A 22802-nucleotide genomic window follows, 5' to 3' on the forward strand; every position below is an offset into this window, starting at 1 on the left:
GTGCTCATGATGCCTCATGCACGGCAAAAGCCGGAACCGGCCGGCGCGTTGGGAAAATGGCGCCAATATTCCAATTAGCGCTTATCCGCCCCTGTTACTCAGGCTAAACTCGCCACAGCTTCACTGGCCTGCCCGAGCGCGCAATGAACCACCCCCACGAAATCCGCCCCGACCTGGACCAAGGCATCGACCGCAAAGTCCTGGCGACACTGCGCGCGCGTTTCCTGCACCTGAACCAGGCTCGGCTGCAGCGGGCAATGGAGGGCCTGTCGACACGTCAGCAACAAGTGCTGCTGCTGTTGCCCTTGCTGTTTCACGTGAACCACCCGCTATTGCCGGGTTACGTCTCGGGCAGCACCCCCGCAGGCGTCTCGGGCTACGAGCCCGGTAGCGAACTGGTCGCAGAAGCCCAGCGCCTGGCCCGCTCATTCACCTACAAGGCCCAGCACGGCAACCCGCCACGGCCGATTCACGGCCTGTTCCTGATGGGCAGCCTGGGCTCGCTGGCGCAGGCCGAGCACAGCGACATGGACGTATGGGTATGCCACGCCCCCGGCTTGCCCGAGCCGTTGCTCGAAGAGCTGCGCCGCAAGTGCCAACTGCTGGAAACCTGGGCGGCCAGCCTGGGCGCAGAGGCACACTTTTTCCTGATCGACACCCAAGGGTTTGCCCAGGGCCAGCGTGATGGTCAGCTTGGCTCAGACAATTGCGGGACTACCCAGCATTACCTGCTGCTGGACGAGTTCTACCGCACAACCGTGTGGCTGGCCGGGCGTACGCCGCTGTGGTGGCTGGTGCCGGTCTACGAAGAAGGCAATTACCAGGCCTATACCCAGACCCTGCTGGCCAAGCGTTTTATCCGCAGCCAGGATGTGCTCGACCTGGGCAACCTGGCGCACATTCCACCCGGCGAGTTCATTGGTGCCGGCCTGTGGCAACTGTTCAAAGGCATCGACTCACCCTACAAGTCGCTGCTCAAACTGCTGCTGACCGAGGCCTACGCCAGTGAATACCCTGGCGTGCGCTGCCTGAGCCTGGACTACAAGCAGGCAGTGTTCGCCAACCAGCTGGACCTGGACGAGCTGGACCCGTATGTCATGGTCTACCGGCGCATCGAACGCTACCTGCTGCAAAAGGGCGAGCCTGTGCGCCTGGAACGGGTACGGCGCAGCCTGTACCTGAAGGTGAACAAGAAGCTCAGCGACCAGAACCGTAGCAATGGCTGGCAGCGCCGTTTGCTTCAGCGCCTGGCTGACCAGTGGGGGTGGGATGAGCGGCAGCTGGCGATACTGGACAGCCGCAGCCAATGGAAAGTCCAGCAGGTTGCCGTGGAGCGCCGCGAACTGGTAGCCGAGCTGAACCACAGCTATCGCTTCCTTGGCCAGTTCGCACGCACGCGAAACGCCAGCAGCCGCGCCGACCAACGCGACCTCAACGTGCTGGGCAGGCGCCTGTATGCAGCCTTCGAGCGCCGTGCCGGCAAGGTCGAGGTGATCAACCCGGGTATCGCCCCGGACCTCGCCGAAGACACCCTCACCCTGGCTCAGTTACCTAACCGCAAGGAACCGGGGAGCTACCACTGGGAACTGTACAGCGGCAACCTGAGCCCGCACGACATCGAGTACTTCAACCCGATAAAACGCTGCCGCGAGCTGCTGGAGCTGCTGGCCTGGGCCCATCGCAACGGGGTCATCGACAGCGGCACGCGCTTGGCGCTGCACCCGGGTGTCAGTGACCTGAGCGAGTTCGAGCTGGTCAACCTGCTCGGTTGCCTGCAGCAATGCATCCCCCTGCCCTTGCCGACCGTGAGTGAGGTGCGCCTGCTGCAACCCAGCGTTGCCGATGAAGTGCTGCTACTGGTCAACGTGGCCATCGACCCACTGCGCCACCACCGCGACCTGAACATCCTGATGACCACCGAGCGCACCGACTCACTGAGCTATGCCGGGGTGCGGGAGAACCTGGTGCTGACCTTGGACCAGGTCACCCTGAACAGCTGGAACGAAGTGCTGGTTCAGCGCTTTGACGGCGAACACGCGCTGGTGCGCTGCCTGCGTGACTTTCTCAACAGCCCGGTGGCGCATGGCCACCGGCCGCGGGTACGGGTGCATTGCTTCTGCCCGAGCCGCGCACAGGCCATCAGCCAACGGGTGGAAGAGATCTTCGACACCGTGCAGCTGTTGCAAGCCCAGGGCCTGCATCACCGCTACCTGCTACAGGTCGCCCAACACACCCATGTGCTGGAGCTGCAACCGGGGCATGTCAGCCTGAGCACCCTGGCCGACCACGATGCCCTGCTGGCCTACCTGGGCGAAGAGCGCAGCGTCTACAGCCCGTTGTACCTGGACGCCAATGCCCTGCAGGACTACGACCTGCGCCTGGTCCTGGAACAGGGTCGACCGGCGTGCATCCAAGTGTTCTACCGCCTGCAGGACGAATGGGCCGAGCTGTATGTGCTGGATGAATGCAACGCGTTATGGCAACAACGCCTGCCGCTGCATGACGAGGCTCACCTGCTGTTGCCGCTGCAGCGCTTTTTGCGCTCGGTGGTGATGCGCCGCGAGGCCCGCCTGCCGCTGGATGACCTTGGGCAGGCGGCTCTGGAGATCCAGTACGCGCAGCTACTGCCTGGCGGCCCGGGCAAGGCCCGCAGCGTCGAACCGCGGCTGCCGCCGCTGGAGGGCAGTGACCAGCCTTACTATGAAGTGCAGGCCATCATCCAGGCCGGTGTAGGGGGGGCTGCGCATGTGACGCTGTACTGCGACCAGCAGGAGTTTTCCGAGCTGGAGCATGGGCCGCAGCTGTATGCGGTAGTGGCGCGGCAGATCATCGGCCAGCGGCGCGGGGCCGGGAAGTACCGGTGCTATATCACCGACCTGGATTTGTCCGAGCTGCTGGATGACCGGCTGGGGGCAACGCAGGTTTACCTGAGCTACAAGCGGGTGCTGGAGCAGGCATTGAACGAGGGGTTGGAGCAGGTGCTGTGCCAATGACCGGGCTGCTCCAACATGGGCCGCATGGCGGCCCAGGCCTCAGAGGTCGAAATCACCCGCCGCTTCAGGCTGGTACTCGACTTCCAGCAGTTTCAGCTTGAGGGTCTTGCCCCCCGGCGCCGGCCAGTCGATCTGTTCACCCACCGACAACCCCAGCAAAGCGCAGCCAATTGGCGCCAGCACCGAAACCTTGCCTTCCCCCCCGGCATCCTTCGGGTACACCAGGGTCAGGTGGTAGTCCTTGCCGCTGGCTTCCTCACGGCAGTGCACGCGCGAGTTCATGGTCACCACGCCTGCGGGTACTTCCTCATGACCGACGACCTGTGCGGCACGGTCCAGCTCCTCCTGCAGGGCGAACACACCCGGCGTACTCTCGTCGAGGCTCTCGATCAGACGCTCCAGACGCTGTACGTCCAATCGGGTGAGGATAAGGGAAGGCTTGGTGCTCATGATCCAGTCAGACTCCTTTGAACAGGCAATTTTCAATGCACAGATAAAGCAAAACCCCGCCCAAGGGCGGGGTTTGAAAAGGCTTTGGCGTCACCGACGCAGAACCCGACACTACCACAGCCGGGCAAATACTCAAGCCCCTGCGGTCAGTGTGCCTTTGCCTGCGCACGCAGGACCTGTGCCTCGCGGCAGATCTGCCGGCGCCGCTCGTCATCGGCCGAGCGCCACTCGCGAATATGCTCGACATGCCGGTGGCAACCGGTGCAGACACGCTGCTCGTCGAGCCGGCAGACGCTGATGCAGGGTGATGGCACCGCGGGGCTGACGTTGCTGTACAACGGCTTGGGTGGCCGTGGCTGGGCGCTGCTCATGTCAGATCTCGTCGAAGTCCAGCTTCTCGCCAGCCCGCTCCCAGACGATGCGCTCGAGCATTTCGCCCAGCAGCTCTTCGCTCTTTTCGCAGACCCACTTTTTAGTCTCTTCGTCATAGTCGAAGTGGAAACCACCGGAACGGTCAGCCAGCCACAGTTGGCGCAGCGGCTCCTGACGGCTGAAGATCAGCTGGGTGCCGCCTTCGAACTTGACGGTGAGCACGCCAGCGGAATTCTCCATGTCCAGGTCCAGGCCACTCTCGTCGAACAGGTCTTCCAGGGCCTGTTGGGTCGCGTCGACCAGATCGTGGAAACGCGCTTCACTCAAACTCATTGCAGGAACCTCGAAATTGGCGGCATTACAGGCAAGCCGGGGAAGATACGGGCGCAACGCGCCAGCCGCAAGCTGCTAGCTACAAGCCGCAAGAAAAAGCCCAGCCTACACCCGATCGCTTTTTCTTGCCGCTTGAAGCTTGAAGCTTGCCGCGTCTGCTGCCCGCCCGGCGGACCGGCCCTTGCATAGGCAAGCCGCCGGTCGCTCGGTATACTCGGGCGCAATACTGCATTTTCTAAGGATTTCACCCATGAAGCGCCTGATTTCCTCCTTCGCGGCGCTGGTCGCTGTTGCCTGCCTCGTTTCGGCCTGCGGCCAGAAAGGCCCGCTGTATCTGCCGGACGACGGCGATAACGCTAAAGCGCACAAGTCGCACCAGCACTCGTCGAAAGCCAAGCCGACCGCGGTCCAGGAGCAGCCGCCAGCGCCCGAGTCCGAGCCCGAGCCCGAGCAGTCGCCTGCGCAGTAAAGGAAACCAGATGAACGCTTTCAACTACCGCGACGGCGAGCTGTTCGCGGAGGGTGTAGCCCTGTCGGCCATCGCCGAACGCCATGGCACGCCTACCTACGTGTACTCGCGCGCTCACATCGAGGCCCAGTACCGCAGCTACACCGACGCCCTGCAAGGCGCCGAGCACCTGGTGTGCTTTGCGGTCAAGGCCAACTCCAACCTCGGCGTGCTGAACGTGCTGGCACGCCTGGGTGCAGGTTTCGACATTGTCTCCGGCGGCGAGCTGGAGCGTGTGCTGGCGGCCGGTGGCCGCGCCGACCGCGTGGTGTTCTCCGGCGTGGGGAAAACCCGCGAAGACATGCGCCGCGCCCTGGAAGTGGGTGTGCACTGCTTCAACGTGGAGTCCACTGACGAGCTGGAGCGCCTGCAGGTGGTGGCCGCCGAAATGGGCAAGGTTGCCCCGGTATCGCTGCGGGTCAACCCGGACGTGGACGCCGGTACCCACCCTTACATCTCCACTGGCCTTAAAGAAAACAAGTTCGGCATCGCCATTGCCGACGCCGAAGCCATCTACGTGCGTGCGGCGCAGTTGCCGAACCTTGAAGTGGTCGGTGTCGACTGCCACATCGGCTCCCAGCTGACCACCATCGACCCGTTCCTCGACGCGCTCGACCGCCTGCTGGTGCTGGTCGACCGCCTGGCCGAGTGCGGCATTCACCTGCGCCACCTGGACCTGGGCGGCGGGGTCGGGGTGCGCTACCGTGACGAACAGCCGCCGTTGGTGGCCGACTACATCAAGGCCATCCGCGAGCGCGTTGGCGACCGCGACCTGGCCCTGGTGTTCGAGCCTGGCCGCTATATCGTGGCCAATGCCGGCGTGTTGCTGACCCGCGTGGAATACCTCAAGCACACCGAGCACAAGGACTTCGCCATCATCGATGCGGCGATGAACGACCTGATCCGCCCGGCCTTGTACCAGGCCTGGATGGGCGTCAGTGCGGTCAAGCCGCGTGGCGGTGAAGGCCGTGCCTATGACCTGGTCGGGCCGATCTGCGAGACCGGCGACTTCCTCGGCAAGGACCGCGCCCTCGACCTGGCCGAAGGTGATTTGCTGGCTGTGGAGTCGGCGGGCGCCTATGGTTTTGTCATGAGCTCCAACTACAACACCCGTGGTAGATGCGCCGAAATCCTGGTTGACGGTGACCAGGCGTTCGAAGTACGCCGCCGCGAGACCATCGCCGAACTGTACGCTGGCGAAAGCCTGCTGCCGGAGTAAGCCCATGCTACTGCGTTTTACCAAGATGCATGGGCTGGGCAACGACTTCATGGTCCTGGACCTGGTCAGCCAGCACGCCCACATCCAGCCCAAGCACGCCAAGCAATGGGGTGACCGCCACACCGGCATCGGCTTCGACCAGTTGCTGATCGTCGAGGCGCCGAACAACCCGGAAGTGGACTTCCGCTACCGTATCTTCAATGCCGACGGCTCTGAAGTGGAGCAGTGCGGCAACGGTGCGCGCTGCTTCGCCCGTTTCGTGCTGGACAAGCGCCTGACCGCGAAAAAACGCATCCGCGTGGAAACCAAGAGCGGCATCATCGTGCTGGACGTGCAAAACGACGGCCAGGTGAGTGTCGACATGGGCCCGCCGCGCTTCACCCCTGCCGAAATACCCTTCGTCGCCGACGCGCAGGCGCTGAACTACCCACTGGAAGTCGACGGGCAATTGCATTCGATTGCCGCCGTGTCCATGGGTAACCCGCATGCCGTGCTGCGTGTCGACGACGTGCGTACTGCCCCCGTGCATGAACTGGGCCCGAAGATCGAAAACCACCCACGCTTCCCGCAGCGGGTGAATGCCGGCTTCCTCCAGGTCATCGACCGCCACCGGGCCAACCTGCGCGTGTGGGAACGCGGCGCGGGCGAAACCCAGGCCTGCGGCACCGGCGCCTGCGCCGCCGCCGTGGCGGCGATCAGCCAGGGCTGGATGGACTCCCCGGTATCCCTCGACCTGCCAGGTGGCCGCCTGCACATCGAATGGGCCGGCCCCGGCAAGCCCGTGGTGATGACCGGCCCGGCCGTACGCGTCTACGAAGGACAGGTTCGTCTCTAAGCGAGTAACCGCCATGACCGATCAGCCCAAGGTTGTACCCCAGCAGTCCGCCGAGCTCGATGCCGAGGCGGTGGTCGCCTACCTGCGCGCCCACCCTACCTTCTTCAGCGAGCACGACGAGTTGCTGATCGAGCAGCGTATTCCGCACCAGCGCGGCGACAGCGTGTCGCTGGTCGAGCGCCAGCTCAAGCTGCTGCGCGACCGCAACATCGAGATGCGCCACCGCCTGTCACAACTGATGGACGTGGCCCGTGACAACGACCGGCTGTTCGACAAGACGCGCCGGCTGATCCTCGACCTGCTTGATGCCGGTAGCCTGGAAGAAGTGGTCATGGCCGTCGAAGACAGCCTGCGCCAGGAGTTTCAGGTGCCCTTTGTCAGCCTGATCCTGTTCGGTGACAACGTTGCCCCCGTGGGGCGCTGGGTCAGCAATGCCGAGGCCCAACAGGCCATCGGTGCCCTGTTGGGCGGTGGCAAGACGGTCAGCGGCAACCTGCGCGAACATGAACTGGCCTTCCTGTTCGGCGAGGAACAGCGCCGCGAGGTCGGCTCCAGCGCCGTGGCCGCGCTGGAGTACCAGGGGTTGCATGGGGTGCTGGCAATCGGTAGCCGAGACCCGCAACACTACAAGAGCAGCGTCGGCACGCTGTTCCTCGGCTACATCGCCGAAGTGCTCGGCCGTGTCGTGCCACGGGTGACCCAGACCCTGCGTTCGGTACGCTGATGGAACGCCAGCTGGAGGCTTATTGCGCACACCTGCGCAGTGAGCGCCAGGTGTCGGAGCACACCTTGCTGGGCTACCGTCGCGACCTGGACAAGGTCATTGCCTATTGCAAGGAGCACGGTATTGCCGACTGGCAAGCGCTGCAGATTCAGCAGTTGCGTCAGCTGGTCGCCCGCCTGCATCACCATGGTCAGGCCTCGCGCAGCCTGGCGCGGCTGCTGTCCGCTGTACGCGGCCTGTACCGTTACCTGAACCGCGAAGGCCTGTGCCAGCACGACCCTGCCGCCGGCTTGAGCGCCCCCAAGGGCGAGCGCAAGCTACCCAAGGTGCTGGACACCGACCGTGCGCTGCAGCTACTCGATGGCGGCGTGGACGACGACTTCATTGCCCGCCGTGACCAGGCCATGCTGGAGCTGTTCTATTCCTCGGGCCTGCGCCTGTCTGAGCTGACCAACCTCGACCTGGATCACCTGGACCTTGCCGCCGGCCTGGTGCAGGTACTGGGCAAAGGTGGCAAGGCGCGGGTGCTACCGGTCGGCCGCAAGGCCCGCGAAGCGCTGAAGGAATGGTACCGCCTGCGCGGCATCGGCAACCCGCGCGACCGCGCCGTGTTCATCACCCGCCAGGGCAACCGCATCAGCCCCCGTACCGTACAGCAGCGGGTCAAGGCCGTGGGTGAACGTGAACTGGGCCAACACCTGCACCCGCACATGCTCCGCCATTCCTTCGCCAGCCATGTGCTGGAATCGTCCCAGGACCTGCGCGCAGTGCAAGAGATGCTCGGCCATGCCGACATCAGCACCACGCAAATCTATACCCATCTGGACTTCCAGCACCTGGCGGCGGTGTACGACAGCGCCCACCCCCGGGCCAAACGCAGCAAAGGCACAGACTCATGAGCATCAAGCTGATCACCTTCGACCTCGACGACACCCTGTGGGACACCGCGCCAGTGATTGCCAGTGCGGAAGTCGTGCTGCGCGACTGGCTCGAAGCCAACGCCCCCCTCCTGGGCGGGGTGCCGGTGGAACACCTGTTCGCCATCCGCGAACGCCTGGTGCAGGCCGAGCCCGGCCTGAAACACCGCATCAGTGCCCTGCGCCGGCGGGTACTGTTCCATGCCCTGGAAGAAGTCGGCTACAGCGAGAAACACGCACAGGACCTGGCCAATGAAGGCTTCGAGGTGTTCCTGCATGCTCGCCACCAGGTGCAGATCTTCCCCGAGGTGCAGCCAGTGCTGGAGATCCTGCGGCATCAGTACACCCTGGGCGTTGTCACCAATGGCAATGCCGACGTCAGCCGGCTGGGGCTGGCGGATTACTTCCGCTTTGCCCTGTGTGCCGAGGACCTGGGCATTGGCAAGCCGGACCCGGCGCCGTTTTTGGAGGCCTTGCGGCGTGGTGAGGTGGACGCCGGTGCGGCGGTGCACATTGGTGATCACCCGGCGGATGACATTGCCGGTGCCCAGCGCGCCGGGCTGCGCGCGGTGTGGTTCAACCCGCAGGGCAAGGCCTGGGCGGGTGAGCAGGCCCCGGATGCCGAGATTCAGCGCCTGTCGCAGCTGCCCGACGTGCTTGCGCGCTGGCGCTGACAGGGGCCGCTTTGCGGCCCATTCGCGGGCACGCCCGCTCCCACAGGGACCGTGCAGGTCCCAAGACCTGTGGTGAACCTGTGGGCGCGGGCGTGCCCGCGAAGAGGCCGGCACAGGCACAAAAAAGCCCGCAGCGACGGCGGGCTTCTTGACGATCAGCCACTCAGATAGGGCGGCTGCCGTACTTGTTGTCCGGCTTCTTGGGCGGGTCGGCGACCACGTTGGCCTCGACTTCCTGCACCTTGCCACCGCGCGACAGAAATTCTTCCATCGCCTTGGCCAGTGCATCACGCTCTTTCTGCTTGGCTTCCATGCTCGGCATCTCGTCTACCGAGACTGCCGCCTTGGATTTGCCCTTGGCAGCGGGTGCCGGGCTGCTGTCGTCATCGCCAGCGTCTTCGACGCCGTCATCAGCCGCCGCTTCGAGGCCTTCATCGCCCTCGTCTTCGTCACCTACTTCGAGGTCATCATTTTCCAGATCGTCGTCGCTCATGTTCTACCTCATGACTTGCGAAAAGCAGGTTAGTTATAGACCAGTGCAGCCGTAGACCGGCAGCTACCGGTGAAAATTCAACTGGCCGTGGGTTAGGCCACTGCCCTTGGGGCCGGCGCTCCTGATGGGAGGCGGTACCCAGCAGGCCCTGCTCCTGGCAGAACCTGACAAATCCATTAGCCCCTGCTGGCCACTCGCTATTGGCAAGCCTAGCAAAGGCTGATTGAAGTGCGCGGACTGCTTGCCAAACACCCTTCGGCGCGCATTCTAGCGCGCCGGTAGAAAAAGCAAAGCACCATAAATGCCCTACGACTTGTAAGTTTTTTGCCTACGTCGCGAACGTGCCGGATAAACCGTTTGCCGAGCGGGAAATGTTAAAAATCTGGCAAAAAAATGCCCGGCAAGCCGGGCAAGTTTTTACCGCGTCGCAGTTACAGGTTGTAGCCGCGCTCGTTGTGCTGAGCCAGGTCGAGACCGACCGACTCTTCTTCTTCGTTGACCCGCAGGCCCATCACCAGGTCCAGCACCTTGAGAATCACGTAGGTGACGATGGCGGTGTAGACCACGGTGAAGATCACGCCTTTGGCCTGTACCCAGACCTGCATGCCGATGTCGGTGACAGTACCGAAGCCGCCCAGTGCCGGGGCTGCGAACACGCCGGTGAGGATGGCGCCGATGATGCCGCCCACACCGTGAACACCGAAGGCGTCCAGCGAGTCGTCATAGCCCAGCTTGCGCTTGAGGGTGGTGGCGCAGAAGTAGCAGATCACACCCGAAGCCAGGCCGATTACCAGGGCACCCATGGGGCCCACGGTACCCGCGGCCGGGGTGATGGCGACCAGGCCGGCAACCACACCCGAAGCGATGCCCAGGGCGCTCGGCTTGCCGTGGCCGATCCACTCGGCGAACATCCAGCCCAGTGCCGCAGCGGCGGTGGCGATCTGGGTCACCAGCATGGCCATGCCGGCGGTGCCGTTGGCCGCTGCAGCAGAACCCGCGTTGAAGCCGAACCAGCCGATCCACAGCATGGCCGCGCCCATCAGGGTGTAGCCCAGATTGTGGGGCGCCATCGGGGTGGTCGGGTAGCCTTTGCGCTTGCCCAGTACCAGGCAGCAGACCAGGCCGGCGATACCTGCGTTGATGTGCACCACGGTGCCGCCAGCGAAGTCCAGTACGCCCCAGTCCCACATCAGTGCACCGTCACCGCTCCACACCATGTGCGCGATTGGCGCGTATACCAGGGTGAACCAGATACCCATGAACACCAGCATCGCGGAGAACTTCATGCGCTCGGCGAAGGCACCGACGATCAGCGCCGGGGTGATGATGGCGAAGGTCATCTGGAAGGTGATGAACACCGCTTCAGGGAACAGCGCAGTGGCCGAAGTCAGGCTCTCAGGCGTGACACCGCTGAGGAAGGCCTTGGAGAAGCCGCCAACGAACGAATTGAAATTGAGTACGCCTTTTTCCATACCGGCGGTATCGAAGGCCATGCTATAGCCGTAGACGACCCAGAGAATGCTCATAAGGCCGGTGATTGCAAAGCACTGCATCATCACCGACAGCACGTTCTTGGAACGCACCATGCCGCCATAGAACAGGGCCAGGCCCGGAATGGTCATGAACAGCACCAGCGCCGTCGCGGTCAGCATCCAGGCGGTGTCGCCGGAGTTCAGCGCTGGGGCAGCTTCCTCTGCCAGGGCGAGCCCGGGGGTTACGAGGGACAATAGGGCTCCTAGCCCTGCGATCTTACGCAGAGTCATGTTGTTTTCTCCTGGGGCTTTGGGTTTGGTGAGGCTTTGTTGTTGCTTAGATCGCGTCGGTATCGGTTTCGCCGGTACGGATACGGATCGCCTGCTCCAGATTCACCACGAAAATCTTGCCGTCACCGATCTTGCCGGTGTTGGCTGCCTTGGTGATGGCTTCGATTACCCGATCAAGGTCCTTGTCATCGATGGCGACATCGATCTTCACCTTGGGCAGGAAATCGACCACATACTCAGCACCGCGGTACAGCTCGGTGTGGCCCTTCTGGCGACCGAAACCTTTGACTTCGGTGACGGTGATACCCTGCACGCCGATTTCCGACAGTGACTCGCGCACGTCGTCCAGCTTGAACGGCTTGATGATGGCTGTGACTAGCTTCATGAAACTCTCTCCCGATTTGGTGGACTTGCCCCAGGAAAACAAACCCGTCTCAAGTCTAAGCGCAGCGGTTGGCTTTGTAACGCGTCGTCGGCATCCGGCTCCGCGTGCGCACTGCCTGGTCACAAGGAACTGCATCAGTGCATGGCTCGAACTGGTCTTTGCAGAAACCTTGCCAGTTCCGCCAAAGCCACGAAAAACAGCGAGTTATGTGATTTAGTCAGGATTGGCCAGTCGCCAGCATGCAGATCATGCACAGTTTCGGTGCGCTAGGGCGGGGGCTGCTGCTCGAAAAACGTGCAGTACCGCGCGAGCGTCTGTGAAAGAAAGGCCCATGTGCGTGCGTGCTACACTGCTGGCCATTTCTCAGTTTCAATGGAAAGCCCCATGCTCGCGCCCAAAGCCCTTCTCGATGCCCTGAGCGACCAGGCCTCGCGCCTGTTCAGCAGCGATACCGCACAGCCTCGCGCCGAACTGGAAAGCCAGTTCAAAGTGCTGATGCAAGGGGCGTTCAGCAAACTGGACCTGGTCAGCCGTGACGAATTCGACAGCCAGATGGTCGTGCTGGCGCGCACCCGTGCACGCCTTGAGGCCCTGGAGCAACAGGTAGCAGAGCTGGAAGCGCGGCTGGCCCCTACTGCCCAGCAGGACTGAACCAGCCCTGCTGCTGCCACACGTCAGGCGGAAACCCGCAGGGCGTTCAGCTCAGGCGGCCTGGGCGGTAGCTCACTGGCATGCAGGGTGCCGCGCAACAGCGCTGCGCCACATTGGGTGAACACTGTTTTCAGCCGGTTGTGCGAGTTGAGTATCTGGGCCTGGATACGCGCGATGGTGGCGTCTGCCGGCTGCAAGCTGGCCGCACGGTTGGCCCATTCGATGGCGGCAAAGCGGCTTTGCTTGCGGGTGCCCCGCCCCTGCATCCAGGCCAGTCCCAGCTCGGCACTGGCGCGTGCGGCAATTCCCAGGTCAGGGTGCTCGACCAGGCTCAACAGGTACGCCACAGCCTCGGCCCGCTCCCGAGAGTTGCCGAACTGGCGCAACAGGATGCCCAGATGCAAACGCGCGCGGGCATTGGTTTGGGCATCGCCCAGCGCGTCGACCAGCAGGTGCCTGACGGCCAGCATGGCGCTGCGCTCGCTGAGGTCCTCGCCACCCTTCATGCGCAGGCACGCCAGCTTGTATTTGGCCCGGCGGCTGCCGGCTGCCACTGCGCGCCGTAGCCAATGTTCAGCGGCCTGGCGATCAATGTACTCCTGCGGGGTATTCGCCTGGCCACCACAGTACAAGTCATACAAGCCAAGGGCTGCCCCCGGCAGGTTCAGTTCGGCACAACGCTCATACAGGTAGACGGCCACTTCATGGCGGTTGGCAGCCAACAGCAGGCGCGCCGCCGCAAGCACTGTGAACCCCGGCGCATGGCCTGCCAGCTGGCGTTTCACCGCCCGCTGCGACCATGCCCGGGCCTGCTCGGCCGAGCGTGGCAGCCCCCACAGACCAAAGCAGTGCCCTGCGGCGCGCAAGGCACATGCGCCCGCATGGCAGCGCCCGTCGCACAGGCGCTCGAGGGCGCGGCGCAGCAACTGCTGCTGATCCGCCAGGCCGTCGCGCAGTATCAGCTCGGCCAGGCAACGGAACGGCTCGCCCATGGCCCCGATGGCTCCATGATCGGCATTGCATGCCAGGCTCGCGGCAAAGTCGCCAATCGCGCCGGCCTGATCGTGCAATGCAGTACAGCGCAACGCCCCCCGCCAGGCCAGCAGTACTGCGCGCTCCCTTGGCCTCAGCGGGCGCTGTGCCCAGGCGTCGAACAACTGCTGCCAGGTGGCCACGGCCTGCAACTGGTCGGCAGCCGGCAACAGTAGCTGTTCTTCGACGGCCATCCAGCGCAAGGCGTTACGCAGGCGCTCGTCCCAACTGGCGCACAACGGGCCGCTGGCCAACAGTTCAAGCGCATCGGCACCGGCGCCCGACCGCGGCAACAGGTAGATAGCCAGGGCCTGGATGGCTTCGAAGCAACCGGGGCGCAGGTCCAGGGCGTGGCGGAGCCAGTAGTAACGCGGGTCCTGGGTGTCCTGGTAGGTCCGCTTGGCCAGGCACGCGGGCAAGCTGCTTGGCAGTTCCGCCAGCGGTTGCACCCCATGCCTGACCAACAGCGGCGCGGCGGCTTCCTGCACCTCCACGTCGGCATGGGCACTGGGCCGATAGCGCGCAGGCCGCCCGTTGAACAACTCGGCCAACCAGCCAGGCTCGCGCAACTGCGCACTGACGCGCAGCATGCCGATGGCCGCTGCCAGCGGTTGCGCCGAACGCTCCAGGGCCTGCAGCAGGTGCGCAGTCGCGGTTTCGCATATCTGCCCTACGGCCAGCATACGCGCAGCGTTGGGTTGGCCATCAGCCTGTACCCGGCAAGCGCGGTGGAAGCAGTGCATGCCCATTACCACGTGCGGGTGGTAAGCCTTGGGGCAGGCATCGACCCAGGCTTTGAGCACCTGGCTCGGGGCTTTGTCGCCCTGGTTGTCGAGGTCGGCGAACATGTGGCCTTCCAGGGCCGCCAAGTAGGCCGGAAACTCGCCGGGCGGCGCCTGATACCACTGCGCCTCGAGGCGGTCGAAAAAACGGGTGAGTTCAACGAATGCGCGGGCCTGCACCAGTTCGCGGATTACCTGGTGAGTGTGGGTGAGCGTTTGCACGGAGCAATTCCTCAAGTCCATTTGGAAGAAGGGACAGTGCCATTCCATGGCAACTGCAGTTGCCCAACTACACTAAGCCATACCCGGCCACTGCGCAAAGAATATTGGATCCATCTTTTGCTCAGAGGTGTAAAAATCCGCGATAAATCCCTGCCCGGAAAAACCACGACGCACACTTCTTGCGCCGGCAGTAGGAGCGCTGGCTATCCTGTGCGCTACCGCAGGAAGCGGCCTTCACCCGCGACAACGGAGCGTCCATGTCCCTAGCCCTCGTCCATAGCCGCGCCCAGGTGGGCGTACAGGCACCGGCGGTCAGCGTCGAAACGCACCTGACCAATGGCTTGCCGCACCTCACCCTGGTCGGTCTACCGGAAACCACCGTCAAGGAAAGCAAAGACCGGGTACGCAGCGCCATCGTCAATTCCGGGTTGAACTACCCACAACGGCGCATCACCCAGAACCTGGCCCCCGCCGACCTGCCCAAGGATGGCGGGCGCTACGACCTGGCCATTGCCTTGGGCATCCTCGCCGCCGACGGTCAACTACCAACCGCGGCCCTTGCCGAGCTTGAATGCCTGGGCGAACTGGCACTGTCTGGCACGTTGCGCCCGGTGCAGGGGGTATTGCCGGCGGCACTGGCGGCCCGCGAAGCAGGCCGGGCGCTGGTGGTGCCACGGGAAAACGCCGAGGAGGCCAGCCTGGCCAGCGGCCTGGCGGTGTATGCCGTGGGGCACTTGCTGGAGCTGGTTGCCCACCTCAACGGCCAGGTGCCCCTGGCGCCCTATGCGGCCAACGGTTTGATCCTGCAGCAACGGCCTTACCCGGACCTGAGCGAGGTGCAAGGGCAACTGGCAGCCAAGCGCGCCTTGCTGCTGGCAGCCGCCGGGGCGCACAACCTGTTGTTCACCGGCCCGCCCGGCACCGGCAAGACCTTGCTCGCCAGCCGGCTGCCCGGGCTGCTGCCGCCGCTGGACGAGCACGAGGCGCTGGAAGTGGCGGCGATCCAGTCGGTCAGCGGCCATGCACCGCTGAGCAGCTGGCCGCAGCGCCCCTTTCGCCACCCGCACCACTCCGCCTCTGGCCCGGCACTGGTGGGGGGCAGCAGCCGGCCGCAACCTGGCGAAATCACCCTCGCCCACCACGGTGTGCTGTTCCTTGACGAGCTGCCGGAATTCGAGCGCCGCGTGCTGGAGGTGTTACGCGAGCCGTTGGAGTCCGGTGAAATCGTGATTGCCCGGGCCCGCGACAAGGTACGCTTTCCCGCGCGCTTTCAGTTGGTGGCGGCCATGAACCCCTGCCCTTGCGGCTACCTCGGCGACCCGACCGGCCGTTGCCGCTGCAGCACCGAGCAGATCGCCCGCTACCGCAACAAACTGTCCGGGCCACTGCTAGACCGCATCGACCTGCACCTGACCGTGGCCCGCGAAAGCACCACGCTGAACAACCAGCCTAGCGGTGAAACCAGTGCCGCTGTGGCTGTGAAGGTGGCACAGGCCCGAGCGCTGCAACACGGGCGTCAGGCCTGCGCGAATGCTTTCCTCGATCTCGAAGGTTTACGCCGGCATTGTGCCTTGAAAGCCGCCGACCAGGTCTGGCTTGAAAATGCCTGCGAGCGGCTGACGCTGTCGCTGCGCGCGGCACACCGGTTGTTGAAGGTGGCGCGAACGCTGGCCGATCTGGAGGGGTGCGAGGCCATTGGCCGGGCGCATCTGGCCGAGGCCCTGCAGTATCGGCCGGGGAGCAGTTAGGTTGCGAGTGGCCGTGCAGGCAAGGGCCAGCACCACCACTGATTTACTGGCGGCCAGCCAACGCCTGTTCAACCACCGCCAGCAATACCTCTTCAGAAAACGGCTTGCCCAGGCACTCCAGCGCCCCCAGCCGCCTCGCCGCCTGCATAGCGGCATCATCCCAATGCGCCGACATGCAGATCACCACTACCGGCCATTGCCGCAGCGCCAGCTCACGCTGCACTTGCAGCCCGCTCATGCCGGGCATCTTCAGATCGAGCAGCACGCAACCGGCCTGCCCTGCCCGTTCAGACGCCAGGAACGGGGCACCGCCGGCGAAGGTCAGGGTCTCGAACCCGGCTGAACGCAGCAGGTTGGCCAGGCTCTTGCGCACCGAAGCATCGTCATCGACGATGCATACCCATCTGCTCATGCGCCGCCCATGCCCTCCTGCTGTGTGCCGAGCACGTTGTGCATGGCCACCAACTCCACCAATGAGCGCGACTGCATCTTGTTCATGATGCTCTTCTTGTGCACCTTGGTGGTCACCTCACTGGTGCCGATCTGCCTGGCGATCTGCTTGTGCGACAGGCCGTCGACCACCAGCGAGAACACCTGGCGCTCACGCGGGGTCAGGCGCTGGTACTTTTCCGCCACGAGCCGGGCATGGCGCCACTTGCGCCCTTCGGCCACGGCACGCACCCGCAGCGTACCCAGCAGGGCCAGCAACTGCTCCTCGTCAAAAGGCTTGGTGAGGAACTCCACGGCACCTGCGCGCATCGCCTGCACGGTCATCGCAATGGTGCCAAAGCCGGTCATGAACACGATCGGCCAGGGCAGCGCCAGCTGGCGCAGCGTTTCCTGCACTTGCAAGCCGGTGATATCGGGCAGGTGCATGTCGAGCAACAGGCAGGCGTAAGGGGTTTCCAGCCGGGCTTCGAACAGCGCCTCGGCACTGGCGAACAGATGATGGGGTATGCCCTGCGAGCGCAGCAGCCGGCCGAGCGCCTTGCGTACCGATGGGTCGTCATCAACCACCAGCACTGGCACATCCGCACTTTCGCCGGATGGCTCCAGGGTGTCGGCGCCTGCGCACAACGGCAAAGCCCCCAATGCCCGGTCTGGGGCCGCAAAGCTGATCTCGGCCGCCAACCGGTAGCCACGCCGAGGTACGGTCTGAATCAGCCCACGGTCGCCAAATGCCTTGCGCAGCAACGACACCTGGACCTGCAGGTTGTTGTCCTCGACCACGATGCCGGCCCACACCTGGCTGAACAATTCTTCCTTGTCGACCACCCGGCCCTTGGCCCTGATCAGTGTGGCCAGCACCTCGAACGCGCGCCCGCCCAGCAGCATGGGCTTACCGTCGCGCAACACTTCGCGGCGCTCCAGGGACACCAGGGCATTGCCTATTCGGATCATGGCTTCCTCGCACGGGCACGGGCATTCGCGCAGCCACGAACAGCCTAGGCCAGCGGATGCGGTGGAACAATTATCCCGAGGGATAGGGTGTTCAAGGCACTATACAAGCGCCCGGAAAAGGCCAGGGGACGATAACGGACAACAGCGTGCCCGTTCCTGCCAAGCGGGCTGCAACCCGCATTCCCCTTGGGCTGGCTGCGTATACTCACGTCTCGGGATGTCGCCAGCAGGGGGGTGTTTCATGCGCGATGAACGCCTTGCTCACAGGCCCATCGATTACGACCAGACAGTCGACGAAAGCTGGCTCAACAACTGCGACATCACAGCGTTGGGCCAGGATGGCGAGCTCAGTTGCTTCCGCCTGTGCGACCCCACCAGCGGGCAAGCCTGGCTCGCCATGCGCGCACCGCTCGAAGCGCCCGCCGCCTGTCAGCGCCTGGAGCGCGACTACCGGCTGAAACTGGACCCACAGTGGGCAGTGGTGCCGTGCGCGTTCGTGCGTTCCCCCGAAGGCCCACTGCTGGTGTACCCGGCCGGTCACTCCATCGCCGACCTGCTCAGCGAAGGCCGGCTGGCGCTGGAGCCGTTCCTGGAGATTGCGCTGAACGCCGCCACTGCCTTGGCCCAGGCCCACCAAAGCAATGTACTGCACGGCGCCCTGCAGCCAGCCCATGTGCATGTGCAGCACAACTTGCAGGTGCGGCTGGGCGGGTTCCGTGCAACACCTGCGCATCCGCTCGGCGAGCAAGGCATGCCGCTCGGCAACTGGACCTACCTGGCGCCCGAGCAAGTCTGCCCGCACGGCAGCAACAACGACCTGCGCAGTGACATCTATGCCCTGGGGGCGATCCTGTACCAGCTACTGCTCGGTGAATTGCCACTGACCGGGCGCGATACCCAGCACTGGCGTCAGCTGCATGCGGGGGTACAACCCAAGACCGCCTGCGAAGTCGACAACCGCGTGCCGCAGCCGCTGAGCAGCGTGCTGGCCAAGGCCCTGGCCAAGGAACCGGACGCACGCTACCAGAGCGCACACGCCCTGGCCGTGGACCTGGGCTACTGCCAGCGGCAATGGGCTGCCAGCAAACACATGGCGGCCTTTGAACCAGGTTGCGCCGACCCGGTCGCCGCCCATGGCAGCCGCCTGTATGGCCGCGATGCCGAACAGCAGGCCATTGCGCTGCTGCTCAAGGGGTTGCGCCGCGACAGCACGCCGCAAGTGCTGCATATTCAAGGCGCCGCAGGCATGGGCAAGTCGAGCCTGGTGGCCACTGCACTCAAGGCCAATGCTCAAGGGTACTGGGCGGTCGGCAAGTGCAACAGCGTGTCGCAGGCTGCGCCCTACGCGCCCTGGGTGGAAATCCTCGGCGCCCTGACCACCCAGTTGCTGGCCAAGGACAGCCACGAACTCGACGCCCTGCGCCACGACATTCTGCGCCGCATCCAAGGCCACGGCCGGCTGCTGGGCAAGCTGGCGCCAGACCTGCAGCTAGTGCTCGGCGCGTTGCCGCCACTGCCAGGCAAACTTACCCCCATGGCGCTGCAGAAGGAGCTGCGGGCCGTGGTCGAATTCCTTGCAGTATTCAGCCGCCCCGGCCTGCCACTGGTGCTGTTCATCGACGACATCCAGTGGGTCGATGAGGCCTCGCGCCAGCTCCTGGCGCAACTGCTGGCAAACGCGCCCGGCAACCTGCTGCTGATCTTTGCCCAACGCAGCGACACCGGCACTAACCAAGGCCCGGTCAGTGTCCCCCACTCACTGCGCAGTACCACCCTGAACCTGCGACCGCTGGCCGTTGGCGCGGTGGCAGAGTTGATCGCCGAGCGCTACCACGTGGATGCCGAAGCCGCCTTGGCACTGGCTGCACAGGTACATGAGAAGACCGCAGGCAACCCGTTCTTCATCCACCAGATCCTGCGCGCCATGGTCGAAGACCAGTTGTTCTTCTTCGATACCCAGGCCATGCGTTGGTCGTGGTGCCCACAGGCCGTGGCCCGGCACCGTTACGCCGACAATGTCGCCGAGCTGATGATCCACCGCCTGGCGCGCCTGCCCGCGCCACAGCGCGACGTACTGCGCATCGCCAGCGCCGCAGGCAGCCGCTGCGACAATGGCGTATTGCAGCGGGTGCTGGGGCGGGCGCCAGGCACTGCGGTGCAGGCCCTGATTGCCGCGGGCTTCCTGCTGTCGAGCCAGAGCGGCCTGGGCTTCGTGCATGACCGCGTGCAGGAAGCGGCGTATCAACTCACGCCAGGGCACGAGCGCGAAGCGCTGCATGCGCGCATTGCCGTGGCCATGCTCGGGGCTTGGCCAGACCGCTTGCAGGCGCTGCTGTTCGAGATTGCCCATCAGCTGCAACGCGCCAGCCCGTGCGGGTTTGCCGCAAATGACTGCGCAACCTTCCTGCAGCTTACGTACGAGGCGGCACAGCGAGCGCGTGACAGCCGCGCCTATGAGCAGGCCGCTGGCTACCTGCACACGGCACAACAGCTGCTCGAAGCCTGCAGTACGCTGGAAAGCCGCGCCACGCTTGGCTTTGCCATTGCCAGCATGGCAACGGAGTGCGACTTGCAACTGTCGCGCACGGTCGCCGCCCAGGCCCGCTTGGCTGAATGCCGCCAGCGTGCCGGCTCGACGCTGGAGCGGTCCAGGGTGTGCCAGTTGCAGGCACGCCTGGAGACCTTGCAGGGTAACTGCCAGGCTGCCATCGCCAGCGCGCTTGGCGGCCTGCGGATGCTGGGTATCGAACTCGCGCCAGGCCTTGACCCACACCAGGTGCAAGCCAGCCATGCCCGTGTGCAAAGCCTGATCGAGCAGAAAGGCCTTCACTGCCTGGAGTCGCTGCCACGCACCGACTCGCAAGAGGTCGCACTGGCAGTGGGTTTGCTGGCGACCCTGTCGTCATCGTTCCTGGTGCCGGACGACCTGTGTTTCCTGCACCTGGCCAAGCTCACGGAGCTGGCGTTGCTGCATGGCGTGGCGCCAGGGAGCACCTACGGCCTGGCCTGGTACGGGGTGATGTGCGCCGAGCGTTTTGGTGCCTATCACGATGGCCATAGCTGCTGCCTGGCAGCGCTCAAGCTGATCGAGCGCCACGGCCTGGAGGCCGACCTGAGCAGCGCGCTGCTCGCTCTGGACCAGCTCAGTGCCTGGACGTCGCCCATGGAGCTGGCCCGCCGCACCGCCGTGGAGGCCGTCGATTCGGCGCACCTGAGCGGCGACCTGGCCATGAGCTGCCATGCCTGCAACCACTTGGTTTCCGACTCGCTGATCATGGGCCGCTACCTGCCGGAAGTGGCCGAGGAAGTCGTCCAGGGCCTGGCCACTGCGCGCCGGCATGGCTACCTGGAGGTGGCGCAGACCCTGCTGGCCCAGCAAGCGTTCGTCGCCGCCCTCAGCGGCACCCCCGGCACGACCGCAACCGCCCCCTCGAACTCGCCCATTACACGGTTCTTCGAGTACCTGTTCGCCGGCATGAGCGCCTTCTACCTGGGCAACCATACGCAGGCCATGGCCAACCTGGCGCGGGCCGGCGACTACGCCTGGGCCGCGCCGGCCCACATCAACCTGGCCGACTATCACCTGTTCCGTGGCTTGCTCCTGGGCAGCCCGGAGGCCCCAGGCAGCCTTGCCGACAAGCTGCATGCACTACAGGCATTGCGTGAGCGCTTCGCTCACTGGGCAGGCTTCAACCCGGCCACGTTCCGCAACAAATTGCTGCTGATCGAAGGGGTGATCGCCAAGCTGGAGGGCGACGGGCTGGCCGCCATTCGTTGCTTCGACCAGGCCCAGATCGCCGCCACCGCTGCCGGCTTCATCCACGAACAGGCGCTGGCCCATGAGCAACTGGCGGAAGTGTGCATCCCCAGCGGCCTGATTTCCGGTGCCAACCTGCACCTGCGCGTCGCTCGCGATTGTTTCCATATCTGGGGCGCAACCGGCAAGGTGCAGCAACTCGAGACCCTGCATCCGTTCCTGCGCACCCAGCCGATCCAGGAAACCCAGCGTGCCACGCAGCAGGCCAGGCTGGACCTCGAGGCCGGTATCGAAGCGGCGCGAGCGCTGTCCGAGGAGGTGCTGCTGGAAGGCCTGATCGAAACCCTGATGGGCCACCTGACCGAGCACTCCGGCGCCGACCACGGTGCGCTGCTGATCGTCAGCGGTGCCGAATTCCAGATGGCCGCCCTCGCCTACATCGACGATGCCGGGCTGCACGTGAACATGGACAATTGCCAGAAATTCATGACCCAGGCGCCGTTGTCGGTCATCAACACCACCATGCGTACGCGCAAGCCGCTGGTGCTGAGTGATGCGCAAAGCGATTGCCCCGAAGCCTTTCGCCAGGACCTGCAGGCACGTGGCGCCCGCTCGGTACTGTGCCTGCCCCTGGTGATCCAGGGGGTGCTGATCGGTCTGGTGTACCTGGAAAACCGCCTGGTACCCGGCTTGTTCGGCAGCCAGCGCCTGGCCATGCTGGAGATCCTGGCGGCGCAGGCCGCGGTGTCACTGCAAACGGCCAAGTTCTACACACGCCTGGCCGAAGACAACCAGAGCCGGGCGCAGATAGAGGCGGAACGGCGTCATTCTCGCGCAGAGCTTGCGCGCACTGCCCACCTGCAAGTCATGAACGAACTGTCGGCCTCGATTGCCCACGAAATAAGCCAGCCGTTGCTGGGTATCGCTGCCAATGCCGCCGCCAGCCTGCGCTGGCTGAAGCGTGCGAAGCCCGACCTGGAAGAAGCGATGGCCGGGCTGGAGGACATCCGCAACGACAGCGAGCGTGCTGCCAACATCCTGCGGGCGTTGCGCTCGCTGGCCAAGCAGGCACCGCTGCAGCGCCAGGCGGTGAAGCTGGACGCGGTGATCCGCGAGGTGGTGCGCCTGACCTCGACCGATGCCGCCAAGGGCGCAGTGCAGGTGCAAACGCACTTGCACGCGGGGGTCAGCGTGGTGGCCGACCCGGTGCAGTTGCAACAGCTGATGTTCAACCTGATCACCAATGGCCTGGAGGCGCTGGCGGGGTACCGTGCCGATGGCGTGCTGCGCATTGCCTCGGCGGTAGTTGCGGGGCAGGTAGAGATCTGTGTGGACGACAACGGGCCGGGCATTGCGGTTGAAGAACGCGAGCGCGTGTTCGATGCGTTCTACACCACCAAGGGCAGCGGCATGGGCATGGGGCTGGCGATCTGCAATTCGGTGGTACAGGCCCACGGCGGCCAGTTGCAGGCGCTGGTGTCGGAGCTGGGCGGCTGCCGGATTCGCTTCACCCTGCCGGTCAGTGACCGCTAGCCTGTGCCGG

At 64.7% G+C, this 22802-nt stretch carries 19 protein-coding genes; 10 read left to right on the forward strand and 9 right to left on the reverse strand.

The window, feature by feature from the left end; translation table 11 throughout:
- Nucleotides 1-143 precede the first annotated feature (143 nt).
- Nucleotides 144-2993 carry a class I adenylate cyclase gene (locus tag K4A76_RS22845; RefSeq protein ID WP_274411208.1) on the forward strand — a complete coding sequence of 950 codons (2850 nt, stop codon included), beginning with the start codon at nt 144-146 and terminating at the stop codon, nt 2991-2993.
- Between the two features lie 39 nt (nt 2994-3032).
- Here the strand turns inward: K4A76_RS22845 and rnk are convergent, their stop codons facing one another.
- The 3 genes from rnk to cyaY all read right to left on the reverse strand — a co-directional run bounded on the left by rnk (nt 3033) and on the right by cyaY (nt 4148).
- Nucleotides 3033-3443 carry a nucleoside diphosphate kinase regulator gene (gene rnk, locus K4A76_RS22850; RefSeq protein ID WP_274411210.1) on the reverse strand — a complete coding sequence of 137 codons (411 nt, stop codon included), beginning with the start codon at nt 3441-3443 and terminating at the stop codon, nt 3033-3035.
- Nucleotides 3444-3589: 146 nt separating this feature from the next.
- Nucleotides 3590-3814, reverse strand: a complete 225-nt coding sequence (locus K4A76_RS22855; protein ID WP_009681652.1) for a DUF1289 domain-containing protein — start codon at nt 3812-3814, stop codon at nt 3590-3592.
- Between the two features lies 1 nt (nt 3815).
- Nucleotides 3816-4148 (reverse strand): iron donor protein CyaY, encoded by a 333-nt coding sequence (cyaY, locus tag K4A76_RS22860; RefSeq protein ID WP_274411212.1) that lies wholly within the window; start codon nt 4146-4148, stop codon nt 3816-3818.
- Between the two features lie 250 nt (nt 4149-4398).
- Between cyaY and lptM the strand changes: the two genes are divergently transcribed.
- Genes lptM through K4A76_RS22890 form a run of 6 tightly spaced genes read left to right on the forward strand, consistent with a single transcriptional unit; the run spans nt 4399 to nt 9025 of the window.
- Nucleotides 4399-4617: an LPS translocon maturation chaperone LptM gene (gene lptM, locus K4A76_RS22865; protein ID WP_212623321.1), complete on the forward strand. Its 219-nt coding sequence runs from the start codon at nt 4399-4401 to the stop codon at nt 4615-4617.
- Nucleotides 4618-4627: 10 nt separating this feature from the next.
- Nucleotides 4628-5875, forward strand: coding sequence for a diaminopimelate decarboxylase (gene lysA, locus K4A76_RS22870; protein WP_274411215.1), 1248 nt, complete (start codon nt 4628-4630; stop codon nt 5873-5875).
- 4 nt (nt 5876-5879) lie between these two features.
- Entirely contained in the window at nt 5880-6710 is an 831-nt protein-coding gene (gene dapF / locus K4A76_RS22875) for a diaminopimelate epimerase (RefSeq protein ID WP_009681648.1), read from the forward strand.
- 13 nt (nt 6711-6723) lie between these two features.
- Nucleotides 6724-7434 (forward strand): DUF484 family protein, encoded by a 711-nt coding sequence (locus tag K4A76_RS22880; RefSeq protein ID WP_009681647.1) that lies wholly within the window; start codon nt 6724-6726, stop codon nt 7432-7434.
- Nucleotides 7434-8333 carry a tyrosine recombinase XerC gene (xerC, locus tag K4A76_RS22885; RefSeq protein ID WP_054905171.1) on the forward strand — a complete coding sequence of 300 codons (900 nt, stop codon included), beginning with the start codon at nt 7434-7436 and terminating at the stop codon, nt 8331-8333. Before K4A76_RS22880 ends, xerC begins: the two co-directional genes overlap by 1 nt.
- Nucleotides 8330-9025: an HAD family hydrolase gene (locus K4A76_RS22890; RefSeq protein WP_054911898.1), complete on the forward strand. Its 696-nt coding sequence runs from the start codon at nt 8330-8332 to the stop codon at nt 9023-9025. Before xerC ends, K4A76_RS22890 begins: the two co-directional genes overlap by 4 nt.
- Nucleotides 9026-9188: 163 nt before the next feature.
- Here the strand turns inward: K4A76_RS22890 and sutA are convergent, their stop codons facing one another.
- From sutA to glnK, 3 genes are all read right to left on the reverse strand, one after another.
- Nucleotides 9189-9518, reverse strand: coding sequence for a transcriptional regulator SutA (gene sutA / locus K4A76_RS22895; RefSeq protein ID WP_009681644.1), 330 nt, complete (start codon nt 9516-9518; stop codon nt 9189-9191).
- Nucleotides 9519-9949: 431 nt separating this feature from the next.
- Nucleotides 9950-11281, reverse strand: a complete 1332-nt coding sequence (locus K4A76_RS22900; protein ID WP_029887805.1) for an ammonium transporter — start codon at nt 11279-11281, stop codon at nt 9950-9952.
- A gap of 46 nt (nt 11282-11327) precedes the next feature.
- Nucleotides 11328-11666: a P-II family nitrogen regulator gene (gene glnK, locus K4A76_RS22905; RefSeq protein ID WP_002555808.1), complete on the reverse strand. Its 339-nt coding sequence runs from the start codon at nt 11664-11666 to the stop codon at nt 11328-11330.
- Nucleotides 11667-12050: 384 nt separating this feature from the next.
- On the opposite strand from glnK, the gene K4A76_RS22910 reads away from it, so the two are divergent.
- Nucleotides 12051-12317 carry an accessory factor UbiK family protein gene (locus K4A76_RS22910; RefSeq protein ID WP_009681642.1) on the forward strand — a complete coding sequence of 89 codons (267 nt, stop codon included), beginning with the start codon at nt 12051-12053 and terminating at the stop codon, nt 12315-12317.
- A 23-nt stretch (nt 12318-12340) separates the two neighbouring features.
- Here K4A76_RS22910 and K4A76_RS22915 read toward each other — a convergent pair whose 3' ends face one another.
- Nucleotides 12341-14353, reverse strand: a complete 2013-nt coding sequence (locus K4A76_RS22915) for a DUF4034 domain-containing protein (RefSeq protein WP_274411218.1) — start codon at nt 14351-14353, stop codon at nt 12341-12343.
- A gap of 257 nt (nt 14354-14610) precedes the next feature.
- On the opposite strand from K4A76_RS22915, the gene K4A76_RS22920 reads away from it, so the two are divergent.
- On the forward strand, nt 14611-16101 hold the full coding sequence (locus K4A76_RS22920) for a YifB family Mg chelatase-like AAA ATPase (RefSeq protein ID WP_274411219.1): 1491 nt from the start codon (nt 14611-14613) through the stop codon (nt 16099-16101).
- Nucleotides 16102-16144: 43 nt separating this feature from the next.
- On the opposite strand, the gene K4A76_RS22925 is transcribed toward K4A76_RS22920, so the two are convergent.
- Nucleotides 16145-16513 (reverse strand): response regulator transcription factor, encoded by a 369-nt coding sequence (locus K4A76_RS22925; RefSeq protein WP_274411220.1) that lies wholly within the window; start codon nt 16511-16513, stop codon nt 16145-16147.
- A complete protein-coding gene (locus K4A76_RS22930; RefSeq protein WP_274411221.1) occupies nt 16510-17502 on the reverse strand; it encodes a response regulator in 993 nt (330 codons plus the stop codon). Before K4A76_RS22930 ends, K4A76_RS22925 begins: the two co-directional genes overlap by 4 nt.
- Before the next feature lie 241 nt (nt 17503-17743).
- Here K4A76_RS22930 and K4A76_RS22935 point away from each other — a divergent pair, with 241 nt between their 5' ends.
- Entirely contained in the window at nt 17744-22792 is a 5049-nt protein-coding gene (locus tag K4A76_RS22935) for a trifunctional serine/threonine-protein kinase/ATP-binding protein/sensor histidine kinase (protein ID WP_274411222.1), read from the forward strand.
- Nucleotides 22793-22802 lie beyond the last annotated feature (10 nt).

This window comes from Pseudomonas sp. NEEL19 (genome assembly GCF_028751975.1).
In the GTDB taxonomy this organism is placed as follows: Bacteria; Pseudomonadota; Gammaproteobacteria; order Pseudomonadales; family Pseudomonadaceae; genus Aquipseudomonas; species Aquipseudomonas juntendi.